This is a genomic window from Microbacterium sp. MDV22-iso44 (assembly GCF_058629135.1).
In genome coordinates this window covers 357706-372902 of the sequence record NZ_JBZVWS010000002.1, presented here as the reverse complement: position 1 = coordinate 372902, position 15197 = coordinate 357706, and the positions used below count along the sequence as shown (strand labels likewise).

19 protein-coding genes are annotated in these 15197 nt (G+C 70.1%); 13 read left to right on the top strand and 6 right to left on the bottom strand.

All coding sequences use genetic code 11. The features are described 5' to 3' along the window. Positions 1 to 55 precede the first annotated feature (55 nt). The gene (locus tag AC4NN1_RS08555) at positions 56 to 910 is read left to right on the top strand and encodes a PPK2 family polyphosphate kinase (RefSeq protein ID WP_491955035.1); all 855 of its coding nucleotides are present in this window, start codon (positions 56 to 58) and stop codon (positions 908 to 910) included. Positions 911 to 916: 6 nt separating this feature from the next. Here AC4NN1_RS08555 and AC4NN1_RS08550 read toward each other — a convergent pair whose 3' ends face one another. Continuing rightward, the gene (locus tag AC4NN1_RS08550) at positions 917 to 1681 is read right to left on the bottom strand and encodes an alpha/beta fold hydrolase (RefSeq protein ID WP_491955034.1); all 765 of its coding nucleotides are present in this window, start codon (positions 1679 to 1681) and stop codon (positions 917 to 919) included. A 126-nt stretch (positions 1682 to 1807) separates the two neighbouring features. On the opposite strand from AC4NN1_RS08550, the gene AC4NN1_RS08545 reads away from it, so the two are divergent. The 4 genes from AC4NN1_RS08545 to AC4NN1_RS08530 all read left to right on the top strand — a co-directional run bounded on the left by AC4NN1_RS08545 (position 1808) and on the right by AC4NN1_RS08530 (position 3973). Then, on the top strand, positions 1808 to 2080 hold the full coding sequence (locus AC4NN1_RS08545) for a hypothetical protein (RefSeq protein WP_336126160.1): 273 nt from the start codon (positions 1808 to 1810) through the stop codon (positions 2078 to 2080). Between the two features lie 20 nt (positions 2081 to 2100). Then, positions 2101 to 2391 (top strand): DUF1905 domain-containing protein, encoded by a 291-nt coding sequence (locus AC4NN1_RS08540; RefSeq protein WP_336126162.1) that lies wholly within the window; start codon positions 2101 to 2103, stop codon positions 2389 to 2391. 89 nt (positions 2392 to 2480) lie between these two features. Continuing rightward, on the top strand, positions 2481 to 3272 hold the full coding sequence (locus AC4NN1_RS08535; protein ID WP_491955033.1) for an alpha/beta fold hydrolase: 792 nt from the start codon (positions 2481 to 2483) through the stop codon (positions 3270 to 3272). Continuing rightward, a complete protein-coding gene (locus tag AC4NN1_RS08530) occupies positions 3269 to 3973 on the top strand; it encodes an esterase/lipase family protein (RefSeq protein ID WP_491955032.1) in 705 nt (234 codons plus the stop codon). Before AC4NN1_RS08535 ends, AC4NN1_RS08530 begins: the two co-directional genes overlap by 4 nt. On the opposite strand, the gene AC4NN1_RS08525 is transcribed toward AC4NN1_RS08530, so the two are convergent. Continuing rightward, positions 3958 to 4236, bottom strand: coding sequence for a hypothetical protein (locus AC4NN1_RS08525; protein WP_491955031.1), 279 nt, complete (start codon positions 4234 to 4236; stop codon positions 3958 to 3960). The two genes, AC4NN1_RS08530 and AC4NN1_RS08525, sit on opposite strands and share 16 nt — an antisense overlap. Positions 4237 to 4238: 2 nt before the next feature. Further along, positions 4239 to 4688, bottom strand: coding sequence for an HIT family protein (locus tag AC4NN1_RS08520; protein WP_491955030.1), 450 nt, complete (start codon positions 4686 to 4688; stop codon positions 4239 to 4241). A gap of 72 nt (positions 4689 to 4760) precedes the next feature. On the opposite strand from AC4NN1_RS08520, the gene AC4NN1_RS08515 reads away from it, so the two are divergent. Continuing rightward, entirely contained in the window at positions 4761 to 5465 is a 705-nt protein-coding gene (locus tag AC4NN1_RS08515) for a CatA-like O-acetyltransferase (RefSeq protein WP_311859068.1), read from the top strand. Here the strand turns inward: AC4NN1_RS08515 and AC4NN1_RS08510 are convergent. Next, the gene (locus AC4NN1_RS08510) at positions 5412 to 6344 is read right to left on the bottom strand and encodes an EamA family transporter (protein WP_336126173.1); all 933 of its coding nucleotides are present in this window, start codon (positions 6342 to 6344) and stop codon (positions 5412 to 5414) included. The genes AC4NN1_RS08515 and AC4NN1_RS08510 overlap by 54 nt on opposite strands. A 40-nt stretch (positions 6345 to 6384) precedes the next feature. Here AC4NN1_RS08510 and AC4NN1_RS08505 point away from each other — a divergent pair, with 40 nt between their 5' ends. Further along, complete coding sequence (locus AC4NN1_RS08505) at positions 6385 to 6864, top strand: MarR family winged helix-turn-helix transcriptional regulator (RefSeq protein WP_336126175.1); 480 nt, start codon at positions 6385 to 6387, stop codon at positions 6862 to 6864. Positions 6865 to 6876: 12 nt separating this feature from the next. Here the strand turns inward: AC4NN1_RS08505 and AC4NN1_RS08500 are convergent, their stop codons facing one another. Further along, positions 6877 to 8127: an isochorismate synthase gene (locus AC4NN1_RS08500; protein WP_491955029.1), complete on the bottom strand. Its 1251-nt coding sequence runs from the start codon at positions 8125 to 8127 to the stop codon at positions 6877 to 6879. A 93-nt stretch (positions 8128 to 8220) separates the two neighbouring features. Between AC4NN1_RS08500 and AC4NN1_RS08495 the strand changes: the two genes are divergently transcribed. From AC4NN1_RS08495 to AC4NN1_RS08480, 4 genes are all read left to right on the top strand, one after another. Next, a complete protein-coding gene (locus AC4NN1_RS08495; protein WP_491955028.1) occupies positions 8221 to 8967 on the top strand; it encodes a demethylmenaquinone methyltransferase in 747 nt (248 codons plus the stop codon). Positions 8968 to 8990: 23 nt separating this feature from the next. Next, positions 8991 to 10052: a polyprenyl synthetase family protein gene (locus AC4NN1_RS08490; protein WP_018186891.1), complete on the top strand. Its 1062-nt coding sequence runs from the start codon at positions 8991 to 8993 to the stop codon at positions 10050 to 10052. Between the two features lie 61 nt (positions 10053 to 10113). Next, on the top strand, positions 10114 to 11487 hold the full coding sequence (locus AC4NN1_RS08485) for an FAD-dependent oxidoreductase (RefSeq protein ID WP_311869234.1): 1374 nt from the start codon (positions 10114 to 10116) through the stop codon (positions 11485 to 11487). Positions 11488 to 11494: 7 nt separating this feature from the next. Then, positions 11495 to 12520, top strand: a complete 1026-nt coding sequence (locus AC4NN1_RS08480; RefSeq protein ID WP_491955027.1) for an alpha/beta hydrolase — start codon at positions 11495 to 11497, stop codon at positions 12518 to 12520. Positions 12521 to 12532: 12 nt separating this feature from the next. Here AC4NN1_RS08480 and AC4NN1_RS08475 read toward each other — a convergent pair whose 3' ends face one another. Further along, positions 12533 to 13129, bottom strand: coding sequence for a TetR/AcrR family transcriptional regulator (locus tag AC4NN1_RS08475; protein ID WP_018186894.1), 597 nt, complete (start codon positions 13127 to 13129; stop codon positions 12533 to 12535). 111 nt (positions 13130 to 13240) lie between these two features. On the opposite strand from AC4NN1_RS08475, the gene AC4NN1_RS08470 reads away from it, so the two are divergent. Beyond that, on the top strand, positions 13241 to 14065 hold the full coding sequence (locus AC4NN1_RS08470) for a sugar phosphate isomerase/epimerase family protein (protein WP_018186895.1): 825 nt from the start codon (positions 13241 to 13243) through the stop codon (positions 14063 to 14065). Further along, positions 14062 to 15189: a Gfo/Idh/MocA family protein gene (locus AC4NN1_RS08465; RefSeq protein ID WP_336126183.1), complete on the top strand. Its 1128-nt coding sequence runs from the start codon at positions 14062 to 14064 to the stop codon at positions 15187 to 15189. Before AC4NN1_RS08470 ends, AC4NN1_RS08465 begins: the two co-directional genes overlap by 4 nt. Positions 15190 to 15197 lie beyond the last annotated feature (8 nt).

The window sequence follows — 15197 nt, the reverse complement described above, 5'->3', positions numbered from 1 at the left end:
CGCGGCATCCGCAAGGCGGTCGCGCCGGTCACGGCGGCACGGCAGGATGTGGCGCATGACTGACGCTCACTGGACCGCTTCCCCGTCGACGCTGCTGCGGGTGGGGCCGGGATTCGGGCTCGCGGACGTGGACCCGGCATCCACCCCCGGTTACGACGGCGGCAAGAAGGCGGGGCAGGCGGATCTCGCCGCCGCGGCGGAGCGGTTCGACCAGCTGCAGGAGCGGCTCTACGCGCAGAGCCGCACGCAGCCGGATTCGCCGTCGGTCCTGCTCGTGCTGCAGGCGATGGACTCTGCGGGCAAGGGCGGCATCGTCCGTCACGTGATCGGGGCGACCGACCCGCAGGGCGTGCATCTGAAGGCGTTCAAGAAGCCCACGGCAGAGGAGTCGGCGCACGACTTCCTGTGGCGCATCGAGAAGGAGGTGCCGGAGCCGGGGTACATCGGCGTCTTCGACCGTTCGCACTACGAGGACGTCCTGATCGGCCGGGTCCGCCAGCTCGCACCCGCGGAGGAGATCGAACGACGTTACGGAGCGATCGTCGATTTCGAGGAGCGGATGGCGAGGCGTGGGGTGCACATCGTGAAGGTGATGCTCCACATCTCGGGCGACGAGCAGAAGTCCAGGCTCGCCGAGCGGCTCGACCGCCCCGACAAGCACTGGAAGTACAACCCCGGCGACGTCGACGAGCGCGAACTGTGGCCGGCGTACATGGAGGCCTACCAAACGGTGTTCGAACGCACCTCCACCGACCGGGCGCCGTGGTTCGTCGTCCCCGCGAACGCCAAGTGGTACGCCAGGCTGGCCGTGCAGGCGCTGCTGATCGACGTCCTGGAACGCATCGATCCGCAGTGGCCCGTGGCGGACTTCGACGTCGAGGCCGAGAAGGCGCGTCTCGCGGCGACGTGACGTCCGTCAGGGCAGATGGGAGCGGATGGCGCGCACGACGGCATCCGCTCGCTCGACCGGGACGAAGTGCCCGCAGTCGGTGACGACCTCGAGGCGGGCGTCGGAGAAATGCTCGGAGAGGTTGTCGGCCCATTCGACGGGGAACAGCGGGTCGCTGTCGGGCCACAGCATCGTCGTCGGCACAGTGATCGGCTCGTCGTCCGCGGCGTATCCCCGGTTGGCGACGTACCACTGCAGGCTCGCGGCGAAGGCCCCCGGCCGCGCGTAGGCCGCGACGATCTCGTCGAGGTGCGGCGGCGGCGCGGCATCCGCTCGCCACGTGTCCCAGAGGTAGGTGAGGTACGTGCGGACGGCGCGTTCGTCGCCGTCGATGAGGGCGGCGGCGACGGGTTCGCGGTGGAAGTGCTGGTACCAGAAGGTCGAGGCGAGGGCGGGGGATGCCGCGCGGTCGCCGATGCCCGGATAGGCGGGCGTGAGCACCGCGCCGCGGAACCGGTGCGGAGCCGTGCGGAGGGCGGCCTGCGCGATGCGGCTGCCGATGTCGTACCCGACGATGACGATTCCGTCGGCGGCGCCGTGATCGTCGAGCGTCTCGAGCACACGGTCCGCGTGCGCCTGCGCCGCGGCATCCTCGACGTCCGGGATGCCGGCGTATCCGGCGCCCATCCCGCGGAGGTCGGGGATGATCACCCCCTCGGCGGCAAGGGATGCGGCGACCTCGTCGTAATCGGAGGGGAGCCCCGGCCACCCGTGCAGCAGGACGACAGTCATGCTGCGAGGCTAGCGGCGACGAAGCGGATGTCGCAGGTCCGATCTGATCGGCATGGAGCCGCGCTCGGCCACCCGGTAGTGTGCGGCGGGGGACGCGCCGCATCCGCGGCTGCGAGAGGGGGGACCATGCCACGACGGAAAGCGCTCGTCGTCTGGATCGTCGGCTCAGGGCTCATCGCCCTGGTTCTAGCAGGCGTGCTCGTCTCGGCCGCGATCACGGCGACGATCCTCGTGGATCAGGTGCCCGGTGGGGACGCCGGGCTCGCCTCGACACCCGCCCTCGACGGCGCCTACAGCACGATGACGTGGTCGCTCGTGGCACTCGTCGTCGTCGCCGCCCTCGGCGTGAGCGTCCCGCTCGTCGCCCGGAGGATCCGACGCCGTTCCTCCTTCCGCTGACCGTCCCTCAGGGAGATCCGTTGCCTTTCGAACCCGTTGCCCTCGACCACACCTTCACGGCCCCGATCGGCGTGGAGGTCAAGGGTGAGACCTGGTCCTGCGTCGAGATGCCCGGTTCGGCGGACTTCTTCGGCACCGGCCGTTCCGTCCGGGTGGACCTCACCGTCGACGATGTCGAGATGTCGAACGTCGGGTTGATGGTGACGGGCACGGGAGGGCACATGGTCTCGCTGAACGCTGGGGTCCGCCGGAAGCTGGGCAAGGGCATCGGCGACACGGTGACCGTCCGCCTGACGCGTCGGCTGAGGTAGGTCAACCCCGCATTCGTCGGCGCCGGTGACGGCTAGCGTGGTGCTCCTCGATCTCGGACGCGCTTCTAGAGACGAGCGGGAGGGAACGTGTGAGTCTTCGTCGAAGCGAGCCGGTCGTCCATGTGCTGACGGTGGACGGGCTGAACTTCCGCATCGTGCGTTCGTCCCATGCCGCCCCTCAGCGCACTTTCCTCCTCGTCCACGGAATCGGGATGTCGCATCGCTACCTGCGTCGGCTCCACGCCGAGCTCGCGCTCACGCACTCCGTGATCTCGATCGATCTGCCCGGCTTCGGCGGCCTGCCCCGCCCCTCTCGAGACCTCGACGTCCGCGCGATGGCGGGTGCCCTCGCGACGCTGCTCGACCGCGTGGCGTTGACGGATGCCGTCGCCGTCGGCCACTCGATGGGGAGCCAGTGGGTCGTCGAGTTCGCGGTGCGGCGCCCCGACCTGGTGACGCACGTCGTCGCGATGGGACCCGTTGCCGACGATCACCATCGGACGGCGTTCGCACAGGCGCGCGCTCTCGCGCTCGATGTGGTGGGCGAGACGCCGCGCGCGAACTGGCAGGTGCTGAGCGACTACGTGCGATGCGGCATCCCCTGGTACCTGCGTCAGCTGCGGCACATGGTCGCGTATCCGATCGAGGAGCGCGTGGGACTGCTGACGAGGCCGCTGCTCGTGCTCCGCGGCGCGCGGGACCCGATCGCAGGGCTGTCGTGGTGCCGCCGGTTGCGGGATGCCGCTCCGGATGCCGCGGTGATCGAGGTTCCTCGGGGGTGGCACGTCGTGCAGGACCGCGCTCCGCGGGCGGTCGCCCGTGCCATCGAAGCGTTCCTTTCCGTGCATACGCCGCCGAGCACGGGAAGGTCGTCACGATGACGGCGTTCGTGCGCAACGCGGTGTGGTGGGCGAGGGACTACCTCTACGCGGCGGTGTGGCAGGTCCGGGCGACTCTGAACCGCACCGACCCCCAGACGTTCTCGGAGGGGGATCGCACGCCCATCGTCATCCTCCCGGGCGTCTACGAGACCTGGCAGTTCATGTATCCCCTCATCACCGCGATGCACGACCGGGGGCATCCGGTCCACGTCGTCCAGGTGCTGCACCACAACCGTCGCCCGGTCGACGAGGCGGCCGCCCGGGTCATCGAGTATCTGCGCGCGAACGGTCTGCGCGGCTGCGTTCTCCTCGCACACAGCAAGGGCGGGCTCGTCGGTAAACGCGCGATGGTGATCGACGCGGGGGACGGGCGGATCGCCCGCATGCTCGCCGTCGCGACGCCCTTCGGCGGATCGCGGTACGGCCGGCTCATGGTGTTGCCGTCCCTCCGGATCTTCTCACCGAGGAGCGCGACGATCCGTGCCCTCGCGAAGGAGCGGGAGGCGAATGGCCGGATCGTCTCGGTCTACGGGGAGTTCGACCCGCACATCCCGGAAGGGAGCGAGCTCGCCGGTGCGGCGAAGAACGTCCGGCTCGACACCGGCGGCCACTTCAGGGTGCTCGCGGACCCTCGTGTCATCGCGGAACTGATCGCCCTGTCGGAGGGCGACGGGAGTCCGAACGGTCAGGCCACGCCCTGAGCGACGAGCGCGTCGTCGACGAAGGCGTAGACCTGCTGCGGACGGAACCCTGCGAAGAACGTCGCGCGATGCTTCTCGATGCGCACAGCGTGCCGTTCCTGCTGACCGACCTCGAATGCCCACGTCCTCACCGTGCTCACGGAGAATCCGCGGACGGTGTCGACGACGCTCTGCCCGTCGACGGTGATGGTCAGCCGACCCCAGAACTTGTCGAACGAGAAGACGACGGTGTGCTTCTCGGTGTCGCCCACGGGGAAGGTCATGATCACAGCGTCAGCCTAGGGGTGCGCGGGTCCATGCCCGACTGGAGTGCGGCACGCTCCCCGTCACTGAGGGGAGCGAGCGGGTAGCGGGTGGCGTCCTCGCGGAACTCGTAGCCGTCGCCCGGCTGGCGGGGGATGACGTGGAGGTGCGCGTGCGGGGTGCCCTGGTCGGCATCCTCTCCGTTCGACATCACGAGGTTCGTCCCGGTCGTCGTCGCCGCGAGCACGTCCCGGATGGCGCGATCGGCGGCCTGTGCGACCAGGGCGAGCTCGATCACCTCATCCGGCGTCAGCGACGCGAGATCTGGGGCGTGGCGGAGCGGGATGACCAGCACGTGCCCGCGGTTGATCGGATGCCGGTCGAGGACCGCGAGGACGCGTTCGCCGCGGACCACGACGTCGAAGCCGTCCTCGGCGATGTTCCGACAGAAGCTGCAGGCGTCGTCGTTCATACCGGTGAGACTACGGCGGGCGGTCATCGTCGATGAGTTCCTCGGGGCACTGCCGTGGCGGAGGATGGAGTGATGGACACCGCCGTGCCGATCGACCTCGACACCTGGCCGCGCCGCTCGCACTTCGAGCACTATCGCCGCCGTGTGCCCTGCACGTACGCGATCACCGTCGAGATCGATGTGACCGACTTCGTCCGCCGCGTCCGTTCCGCCCGGCGCCGGACGTACGTCGCGCAGGTGTGGGCGATCGCGACCATGGTGAACCGGTACGAGGAGTTCCGGCTGACGCTCGACGACGCCGGTGCGCCGGCCGTGTGGTCGCGTGTGCATCCGTCCTTCACGGTCTTCGACTCGGACCGCGAGACCTTCGCGAGCATCTGGGTGGAGTACGACGACGACTTCGGGGCGTTCCACGATGCCGCCGTTCGGGTCATCGCCGACCATGCGCGCGCGACCGAGCTCTTCCCCCAGGGCGCGCCGCCGGCGAACACCTTCGACGTCTCCAGCATCCCGTGGACCAGCTTCACCGGCTTCACCCTCAACGTCGACGGCGCGTGGGACCATCTCGCCCCTATCTTCACGCTCGGCCGGTACGTCGAGCGCGACGGGAGGACCTTCCTTCCGCTCGCTGTGCAGGTACACCACGCGGCGGCGGACGGCTTCCACACCGCCCGGCTCATCGATGCGCTCCGGGACTTCTTCGCCGATGCGACGTGGCTCGGCTCAGACGTCTCGGTTCCCGACTCGTCCGCGATCGATTCCCGCCGGCACGGCTGAAACCACCGAGCGCCGGGGCCTACGGCGCACCTCTCCTGCGACGACGGCCGCAACGGAGGCGAACACCAGCGCGACGCCGCAGACCTGCGTCAGGGTGAGGGTCTCTCCCGCGACGAGGCCGCCGATCGCGAGCGCCACGACCGGGCTCAGGAGTCCGAGAAAGGCAGGGACCCTTGCCGGCAGTGCGGCGACGCCGCGGAACCACACGGCGTAGGCGAGCGCGGTGCCGATGAGCGTGAGATAGGCGTAACCGGCGATATTGGTGAGCGTGGGGGGCTGCTCGGGGAGCGGCTCGAAGACGGCGACGAGCGCGGCGAGGATGAGGCCGCCGGCGACGAGCTGCCAGGCGGTGACCACGAGGGGCGGGTGATCGTGCGACCACGCCTTCGTCAACACGACGCCCGTCGCCATCGACACGGCACCCAGAAGGGCGGCGGCGACGCCGATCGCATCGAGCCCGCCCGAGGCCCGCAGGACGATGAGGGCGACGCCGATCACCCCGGCGACCCCTGCGGCGACGACCCGCCCCGTCAGTTTTTCGGCGAGCACGCGCGAGGCGAGCACCGCGACCAGAAGCGGTTGGATGCCCCCGACCACCGCCGCGACGCCGCCGGGCAGTCGGTCGGCGGCGATGAAGAGGAACGCGAAGAAGCCGCCGATGTTGAGCGCGCCGAGCACTGCGGACTTCCACCACCACGAGCCGCGGGGGAGTCGCCGTCCGATGAGGAGGAGCAGGATGCCGGCGGGCAGTGCGCGCACGGCCGCGGTCAGGAGCGGATGGCCTCCGATGAGGATGGTTGTCGCGGTGAGGTACGTGGTGCCCCAGAGGATCGGAGCGACCGCGGTCATCGCGACGACCGACATCGTTTTGCTAAGCACTTAGTTAATATAGCTCACTGCTTAGCGATACGGTCGAGGCATGGACCACGTCGATCGCATCCTCAGCCAGTGGCGCACCGCTCGGCCCGGTCTCGATGTGAGTCCGATGGCGGTGATCGGTCGCCTCAGTCGCGCCGCGGCCGTCGTCGACGCGGGACTCGCGGCGACCTTCGCGTCTCACGGCATCGATGCCGGGACGTTCGACGTGCTCGCGACGCTCGCGCGTCAGGGCGAGCCCTTCCGGATCACTCCCGCCGAACTCGCCGCCGACGCCATGATCACGTCGAGCGCCGTCGCCCAGCGCCTCAACCGCCTGGATCGGCTGGGTCTCGTGGTCCGCGAGCCGAATCCCGACGACGGACGCGGCAAGTTCGTGCGACTCACCGATGCCGGACGTGAGCTGCTCGACGCGGTCCTGCCCGATCATCTGGCGACCGAGCGCGAGATCCTCGCACCGCTCACGGCCGCTGAGCGGGACACGCTCGCCGGGCTGCTGTCGAAGCTGACCTCCGAAAGGTGAGCGACGCGCCCGTCAGGCGAGCGCGTCGACGATCGGGCGGAACTTCACCCGGGTCTCGAGCATCTCCGTCTCGGGGTCGCTGCCGGCGACGATTCCCGCACCGGCGTGCGCGATGAGCGGGATGTCCGCCCCGGCATCCGTGTGCACGTCGAACTGCGCGCAGCGCAGGGCGATCGCCCACTCTCCGTCACCCGCGGCGTCGATCCAGCCGACCGGGCCGGCGTAGCGGCCTCGGTCGAACGGCTCGACCCGGCGGATGACCTCGAGCGCAGCCTGTGTCGGCGTGCCGGCGACGGCCGCCGTCGGGTGCAGGACCTCGACGAGGTCGAGGGAAGACGCGTGGCCTGACAGGGTGCCCTCGACGTCCGTCGCCAGGTGCCAGACGTTCGGCAGTTTCAGCATGAACGGCTCGGGCTCGGCGACCAGGGCCGACGTGTGCGCACGCAGCGAGGTGAGAACGCTCTGCACGGCGTACCGGTGCTCGTCGAGGTCCTTCGGGCTCGTCGCCAGGGCGAGGGATGCCGCGGTGTCTGCATCCGCGTCGGCTCCGCGCGCGGCCGTCCCGGCCAGCACCCGGGCGGTGACCGTGCCGCCCGAGACGGTCACGAGGGTCTCGGGGCTCGCCCCGATCGCGCCGTCGACGGCGAACGTCCAGGTGTCGGGGTACGCCGACGCAAGGGCGCGGACGAGGCGCCGCAGATCGGAGCCCGCGGGCACCGTGCCCACCAGGTCGCGAGCGAGGACCACCTTGGCGACCTCGCTCGAGGCGATCGCCTCGAGCCCGGCGCGCACCTCGCCCTGGTAGCCGTCGGGCGTGCAGGCGCCGGGGCCTACGGTCGCCGACCAGTGCGGTCCGAAACCGATCGCCTGCGGCTCGTCGCGTTCCGGCTCGCCCTCGACGAAGACATGGGTGACCCAGCTCGTGTCGCCGCGGCGACCGATGATCATGCGCGGCACGGCCAGCGCGGCGCTCGCCGAGCTGTTCGCGGGGTCGAACGGCAGCGTGCCGAAGGCGACGAGGCCGGACCCCGGCATCCCCACCTTGTCGTCGATCTCCGCGACGGCAGCGACGTCGCGCCACCACTGCGCAGCAGGCGTGCCCGCGGGGAGCTCGGCCGCACGACCGACACCGACGAGCAGATCACCGCGACGCGACCACACGGTCGGGTCGTCGGGAGAGGCGTAGACGAGCGGCTCGTCGACCGGTTCGATCCGGCGGGTGACGGCACGCAGCCGCGGGATGCCGAGTGCAGACGTGGTCACCCCGCCAGCCTAATCCGGCGGTGATGCGGCGGGCCGCGCCTCTCAGCCCCGCCGCACAGCCTCACCGCACCCTGCCCGGATTAGGCTCGACACGTGACCGACCAGCCCTCCCGCACCCCGTCCACCCGCGCGGACCTCGGCAAGGACCCCGCGCGCGTCAGCGGCATGTTCGACGAGGTCGCGGCGGCCTACGACCGCACCAACACGGTGCTGAGCCTCGGCAACGACAAGCTGTGGCGCATTGCGACCACGCGCGCCGTGGCGCCGCGTCGCGGTCAGCGCATCCTCGACCTGGCTGCCGGCACGGGGGCGAGCTCGGTCTCGCTCGCCCGCTCAGGTGCCGAGGTCGTCGCCGGCGACTTCTCGGCGGGGATGATCGCCGAAGGGAAGCGGCGGCACGGCGGCATCCCGAACCTGTCGTTCGTCGAGGCCGACGCGACGGCCCTGCCCTTAGCCGACGAGGAGTTCGACACCGTCACGATCTCGTTCGGCCTCCGCAACGTCAACGATCCCGAGAAGGCGCTCCGCGAGATGCTCCGCGTCACGAAGCCCGGGGGGACGCTCGTGATCTGCGAGTTCTCGCACCCGCCGGCAGCGCTCATGCGCGGGCTGTACCGGTTCTACAACGACCGCGTCCTGCCCATCGTCGCCCGCGCCTTCAGCTCGAACGCCGCCGCCTACGACTACCTCAACGAGTCGATCCGCGACTGGCCCGACCAGCGCACCCTTGCCGGTCGCATGCGCGAGGCCGGCTGGGATCAGGTGGCCTGGCGCGACCTCAGCTTCGGGATCGTGGCCCTGCACCGGGCACGCAAGCCCGCCACCCCGGACCAGGCGTAGGGCGCGACGGGTACGCTGGAGCCATGACCCCCCGCCCCGGTACTCCGGGCTCGCAGATCGCGAGCCGACTCGGCGTCACCGAACGCATTTTCGTGGGACCGCGGATGCGGAAGCTCCTCACCACGGTCGAAGAAGGGCTCGACCTCGTCGAAGCCCGCCTCGCCGGTGAGTTGAAGGTCGGCGACTCGCTCGCCGACGTCACGTCCCGCTACCTCTACGAGGCCGGTGGGAAGCGGATGCGGCCCATGCTGGCGATCCTCACGGCGCAGCTCGGCTCGGGAGTGACCGATGACGTCCTTGCGGGCGCGACGGCGCTGGAGATGACCCACCTCGGCTCGCTGTACCACGACGACGTCATGGACGAAGCCGACCGTCGACGCGGCGTTCCCAGCGCCCACGCCGTGTGGGGCAACAACGTCGCGATCCTCACCGGCGACCTGCTCTTCTCCCGTGCGAGCCAGCTCATGGCGCAGGTGGGGGAGCGGGCGATCCGCCTGCAGGCCGACACCTTCGAACGTCTCGTCCTCGGGCAGATGCACGAGACGGTGGGCGCCCAGCCAGGCGACGACCCGGTCGAATTCTATCTGCAGGTCCTGAGCGACAAGACCGGTTCGCTCATCGCCGCCGCCGCCGAGACGGGCGTCGTCTTCTCCGACGCGTCCGACGAGTACGCGGCTCCCGTGCGCGAGTTCGGTGAGCGCGTGGGCGTCGCCTTCCAGCTGCTCGACGACGTCATCGACCTGTCGGCCGACCCCGCCGAGACCGGCAAGGTGCCCGGCACCGACCTGCGTGCCGGCGTCCCGACCATGCCCTACCTGCTTCTCGGCCGTGCGACCGACCCGGCCTCGCAGGCCCTCAAGGTCACGATCGACGAGGGCGTCGCCCGCATCTCCGACGGCGCCGACCCCGCGATCCTTGACGAACCGCTCGCGCAGCTGCGCGTCCACCCCGCGACAGAGGCGACCCGCCTGCTCGCGCACGAGTGGTCCGACCGCGCTGTCGCGGCTCTCGCGCCGCTTCCCGACGGGCAGGTGCGGGATGCGTTGACCCGCTTCGCCCAGGTCGTCGTCGACCGCTCCAGCTGAAACCCGGCGGAATCGCCGCTTCTTCGTCACGCCCGTTCGCGGGCTCTCGGAAAGGACACCCATGACCAAGCTCCGGCTGGCCATCGTCGGCGCAGGACCCGCCGGCATCTACGCGGCGGACATCCTCCTCAAGGCAGAGCGCAAGTTCGACGTCTCGATCGACCTGTTCGACCACCTGCCCGCCCCGTACGGGCTCGTCCGCTACGGCGTCGCCCCCGACCACCCGCGCATCAAGGGCATCATCAACGCCCTCCGCGACGTGCTGGACCGCGGTGACATCCGCATCTTCGGCAACGTCCGCTTCGGCACCGACATCACCCTCGCCGACCTCAAGAAGCATTACAACGCGGTCATCTTCGCGACCGGTGCCATCAAGGACGCCGACCTCGACATCCCCGGCATCGACGCCGACGGGTCGTACGGCGCCGCGGACTTCGTCAGCTGGTACGACGGGCACCCGGACTTCCCGCGGGAGTGGCCGCTCGACGCGGCATCCGTCGCGGTCCTGGGCAACGGAAACGTCGCCCTCGATGTGGCACGGGTACTCGCGAAGCACGCCGACGACCTGCTGCCCACCGAGATCCCTGCGAACGTCTACGAGGGCCTGAAGGCGTCGCCCGTCACCGACGTCCACGTCTTCGGTCGCCGCGGTCCCGCGCAGGTGAAGTTCACGCCGCTCGAGCTCCGCGAGCTCGGCGAGCTGAACGACGTCGACATGGTCGTCTACGACGAGGACTTCGACTATGACGAGGCCTCCAAGGCGGCGATCGCGTCGAACAAGCAGGTCATGGTCATCGACCGCGTGCTGCAGTCGTGGCGCAAGCGGCCCAGTGTCAACAACGCCGGCGGCGAGGCCAGTCGTCGTCTTCACCTCCACTTCTGGGCGCGTCCCGTCGAGATCAAGAAGGATGCCGACGGTCGCGTCAGCGCGATCGTCACCGAGCGCACGCGGCCCAACAACTCCGGCGGCGTCGAGGGCACGGGCGAGATGCGCGAGATCGCCATCGGCCAGGTCTACCGCGCGGTCGGTTACTTCGGTTCGCCGCTGCCCGACGTCCCGTTCGACAAGCGCCACGGCGTCATCCCGAACCACGAGGGTCAGGTCGTCGAGAAGGGCTCGAACGAGCGCGTCCCCGGCGTCTACGCGACGGGCTGGATCAAGCGGGGCCCGGTCGGACTCATCGGCCACACCAAGTCCGACGCCATGGAGACCATCCGTCACCTCATCAACGACCAGGCGTCCTGGTGGACTCCCGAGGACCCGTCCGACGAGGCGATCATCTCGCTGCTCGCCGAGCGCCAGGTCGCCTGGACCGACCTGGACGGCTGGCACCGACTCGACGAGCACGAGGTCGCCCTCGGCGCCCCGCACGAGCGCGAGCGCATCAAGGTCGTCGACCGCGACGAGATGGTGCGGGTCTCGCGCGGGGAGTGATCACGCGATGACCGGCGGCTGGGAGCAGGACGTCCTGGGGCGTCCGTTCGAGCGGCTCACGCTGCCCCTGGGCAGCGACCAGGAAGGCGAGGTCGTCGCGACGCTCGTCCGGCTCGATCCGCCGAGACTCGCGGGCCTGACCGGTCCGCTGCGCGACGTCGACGTTCTGTACCTGCACGGCTGGTCGGACTACTTCTTCCAGGTGGAGCTCGCCCGGTTCTGGGCGTCGCTCGGCGCGCGGTTCCACGCCCTCGACCTCCGCAAGTACGGTCGAAGCCTCCGGCCGGGGCAGACGCCCGGCTTCGTCACCTCGCTCGACGTGTACGACGCCGACATCGCCGCGGCTCTCGAGGCCATGGGGCATCCGCTCGAGGGGCCGCCCTCACGTCGCCGACTCGTGATGATGGGTCACTCCACGGGTGGTCTCACCGCGACGCTGTGGGCGTCGCGGCATCCCGGCCGGCTCTCGGCGCTCGTCCTGAACAGCCCATGGCTCGAGCTGCAATTGGGGACCCTCGGTCGGCAGGCGCTGTCGCCGCTGGTGCAGATGCGTGCCCGAGTCGATCCGATGGGGGCGCACCCGGTCGTCGACCTCGGGTTCTACACGCGCGCGCAGACCGAGGTCGGTGCTCTCCCGGTGCGCGGCTACCGCCGGGAGTGGCGACCCGAGCGCGGGTTCCCTACGCATCCCGCCTGGTTGGCGGCGGTGGTCGAGGCGCACCGGCGGGTCGCCTCGGGCATCGACGTGGCCTGCCCGACGATCGTGCTGCTGTCGACGAAGTCCACGAATCCCTTCGCCTGGAACGCGGAGATGACCGGGAGTGATTCGGTCCTGGTCGTCGACGACATCGCGCGCGCCGCGACCCGCATCGGCCGCGACGTCACGCTCGCGCGGATCGACGGCGGCATTCACGACCTCTTCCTGTCCCGTCCCACCCCGCGCGAACAGGCCTACCGGACGCTTGAGCGATGGCTCGCCCAGGGTGCCCTCGGGCGACCACGCGGATCGCGGCGAGGGCGGTCCGCGCACTGACGGCGGACGCGGTCAGGCCGGCCGCAACAGGGCGCCGAGGGTTCGGAGCGTAGGCTCCAGCCCGACGCCGGGGTCGAGCAGCCACTGGATCTGCAGACCATCGGATGCCGCGATGAGAAGGGCTGCGAGGTGCTCGGCGGGGACGTCGTCCCGCACGAGACCTTCGCGCTGCTGGACCCGGAGGCTCTCGGTGATGGATCCGCGGAGTCCCTCGAAACGGGTCGTGAAGAAGTCCCGCCCGACGCCCTCCTCGTCCTCGAGGGACGCGGCGAGCAACGTGGAGTAGAGAGTCACGAGGCCCGGGATGTCGACGTTGCGCCGCGCGGCGTGGATCATCGTGTCGATGCCGGGTCGGAGCTCGGGCGGATTCTCGTGGTTCTGCTCGGCGTGCGCGTAGACGGCGACGAGCAGCTGCTCGCGCGAGTCGAAGTAGTGCAGGAGAGCGGCGTGGGACACTCCGATGGCCTCGGCGATCCTGCGGAGCGACGTGCCGCTGGCACCCCGCTCGCGGAACACCTCGATGGCGCGGTCGAGGATCTCCTGGCGCCTCGCGACGCCCTTGGGCATCGATCCGCGGCGACCGATGACGTCGTCCTGACCCTGCTGCATGGGGCCAGCGTAGGCCCGCAGAATCAAAACCTCCACATGGAGGTTAATTCTGTTATCGTCGGGGTCACGCCGCCTCGCGGCATCCGACAACGACGTTACGAAGGAAGGCCCATGGCTCTGCCACTCGCCTCAGTCCAGCTCTACACGCTCGCGAAAGAGTTCAGCGAGGACATGTCCGGATCGCTCGACAAGCTGGCTGCTCTCGGCCTGCGCAACGTCGAAGCGTTCGACTTCGTCCGCCGTCCCGATGAGATCCGCGCGGCGCTCGACGCCAGCGGCCTCGCCTCGCCGACCGGCCACGCGCCCCTGCTGTCGGACGAGCTGTGGACGCCGGACGGCTCGATCCCCACCCCCGCGCCCGAGGTCGTCTTCGAGGCCGCCGCGAAGATCGGGATGACCACGGTCATCGACCCCTTCGTCCCCGCCGAGCGCTGGTTCACCGAGGAGGGCGTCGCCGACATCGCCGAGCGCCTCAACCGGCTCGCCGAGACGGCCGCCGGTTTCGGCATGACCGTCGGCTACCACAACCACGCGCAGGAGTTCGTGAAGTCCTTCGACGGACAGACCGCCTACGAGCGCTTCCTCGAGCTCACCGACGACCGCGTCGAGATCGAGCTCGACCTGTTCTGGGCGCTCACCGGCGGCCAGGACGTGCCGGCTCTCGTCGAGAAGCTCGGCGACCGGCTCATCGCCGTGCACGTGAAGGACGGCATCGCCCCGGCATCCAACCCGTGGGCTCCCGGCTCCGACGAGTTCGGCTCCGACTCGCTCGAGCAGTTGCGCGCCGGCACCGGAGACGTCCCGCTCGCGGCATCGCTGCGCGCCGGCACGAACATCCGGTACGCCGTCATCGAGTACGACAAGGCCCCCGGCGACGTGTTCGAGGACATCGCGGCGTCCTACGCCTTCCTGAAGGACGGCGGGTTCATCGCATGACCGGTCCCGTCGGAGTCGGCATCGTCGGTGCCGGTGTCATCAGCCAGACCTACCTCGAGAACCTGACGTCGTTCCCCGACGTGAAGGTCGTCGCCATCGGCGACATCATCCCTGAGCGCGCCCAGGCCAAGGCCGAGGAGCACGGCGTCCCCTCGTGGGGCACACTCGAGGACGTCCTCGGCAACCCCGAGGTCGAGCTCGTCGTCAACCTCACGATCCCCGAGTCGCACATCGCGGTCTCGTCGCAGGCGGTCGCCGCCGGCAAGCACGTGTGGACCGAGAAGCCGCTGGGCCTGGACCGCGAGGGTGCTCGTCAGTTGTTGAAGGATGCCGATGCTGCCGGCGTCCGCGTCGGCTCGGCGCCCGACACGATCCTCGGCCCCGGGTTCCAGTCCGCGAAGCGTGCGATCGCCGAGGGCGTCATCGGCACGCCCCTGTTCGTGCAGACGGCTTTCCAGACGCAGGGCCCCGACCTGTGGCATCCCGAACCGGCGTTCCTGTTCGCGAAGGGTGCGGGACCGCTCCTCGACATGGGACCGTATTACTTCTCGGCGCTCGTCAGCCTGCTCGGCCCGATCGCCGGTGTCGCGGCGCGCGGCTCGCGCTTCCGCACGGAGCGTCACATCCACACCGGCCCCCGCGCGGGTGAGACGTTCCCCGTCGAAGTGCCGTCCTCGGTGCAGGTCCTGTCGACGTTCGAGGGCGGCCAGCACGGCACGCACCTGCTGAGCTTCGACTCGGCGCTCGAGCGTCACGGCGTCGTGGAGATCCACGGCACCGAGGGCTCGATCGTGCTGCCCGACCCCAACCGCTTCGACGGTCCGACCCGTTACGTGAAGCCGCTCGGCGTCTTCCGCGACGGGATGAAGACCGAGCAGGAGTGGATCGACGTCGAGCAGCAGGGGACGGTCGTCGGACGCGGCCTCGGCGTCCTCGACATGGTCCGCGCGATCGCGGAGGACCGCACGCATGTCGCTACCGGGGAGCTCGGCTTCCACGTGCTCGACGTGCTGCTGTCGGCGCAGGACTCGGCCGAGACCGGCCAGTACCTCGAGATCGACAGCACGGTCGCGCCGGTGCCTGCGGTCCCGGTCGATTTCGACCCCTTCGCCCGCACGCTCTGATCAGCTGA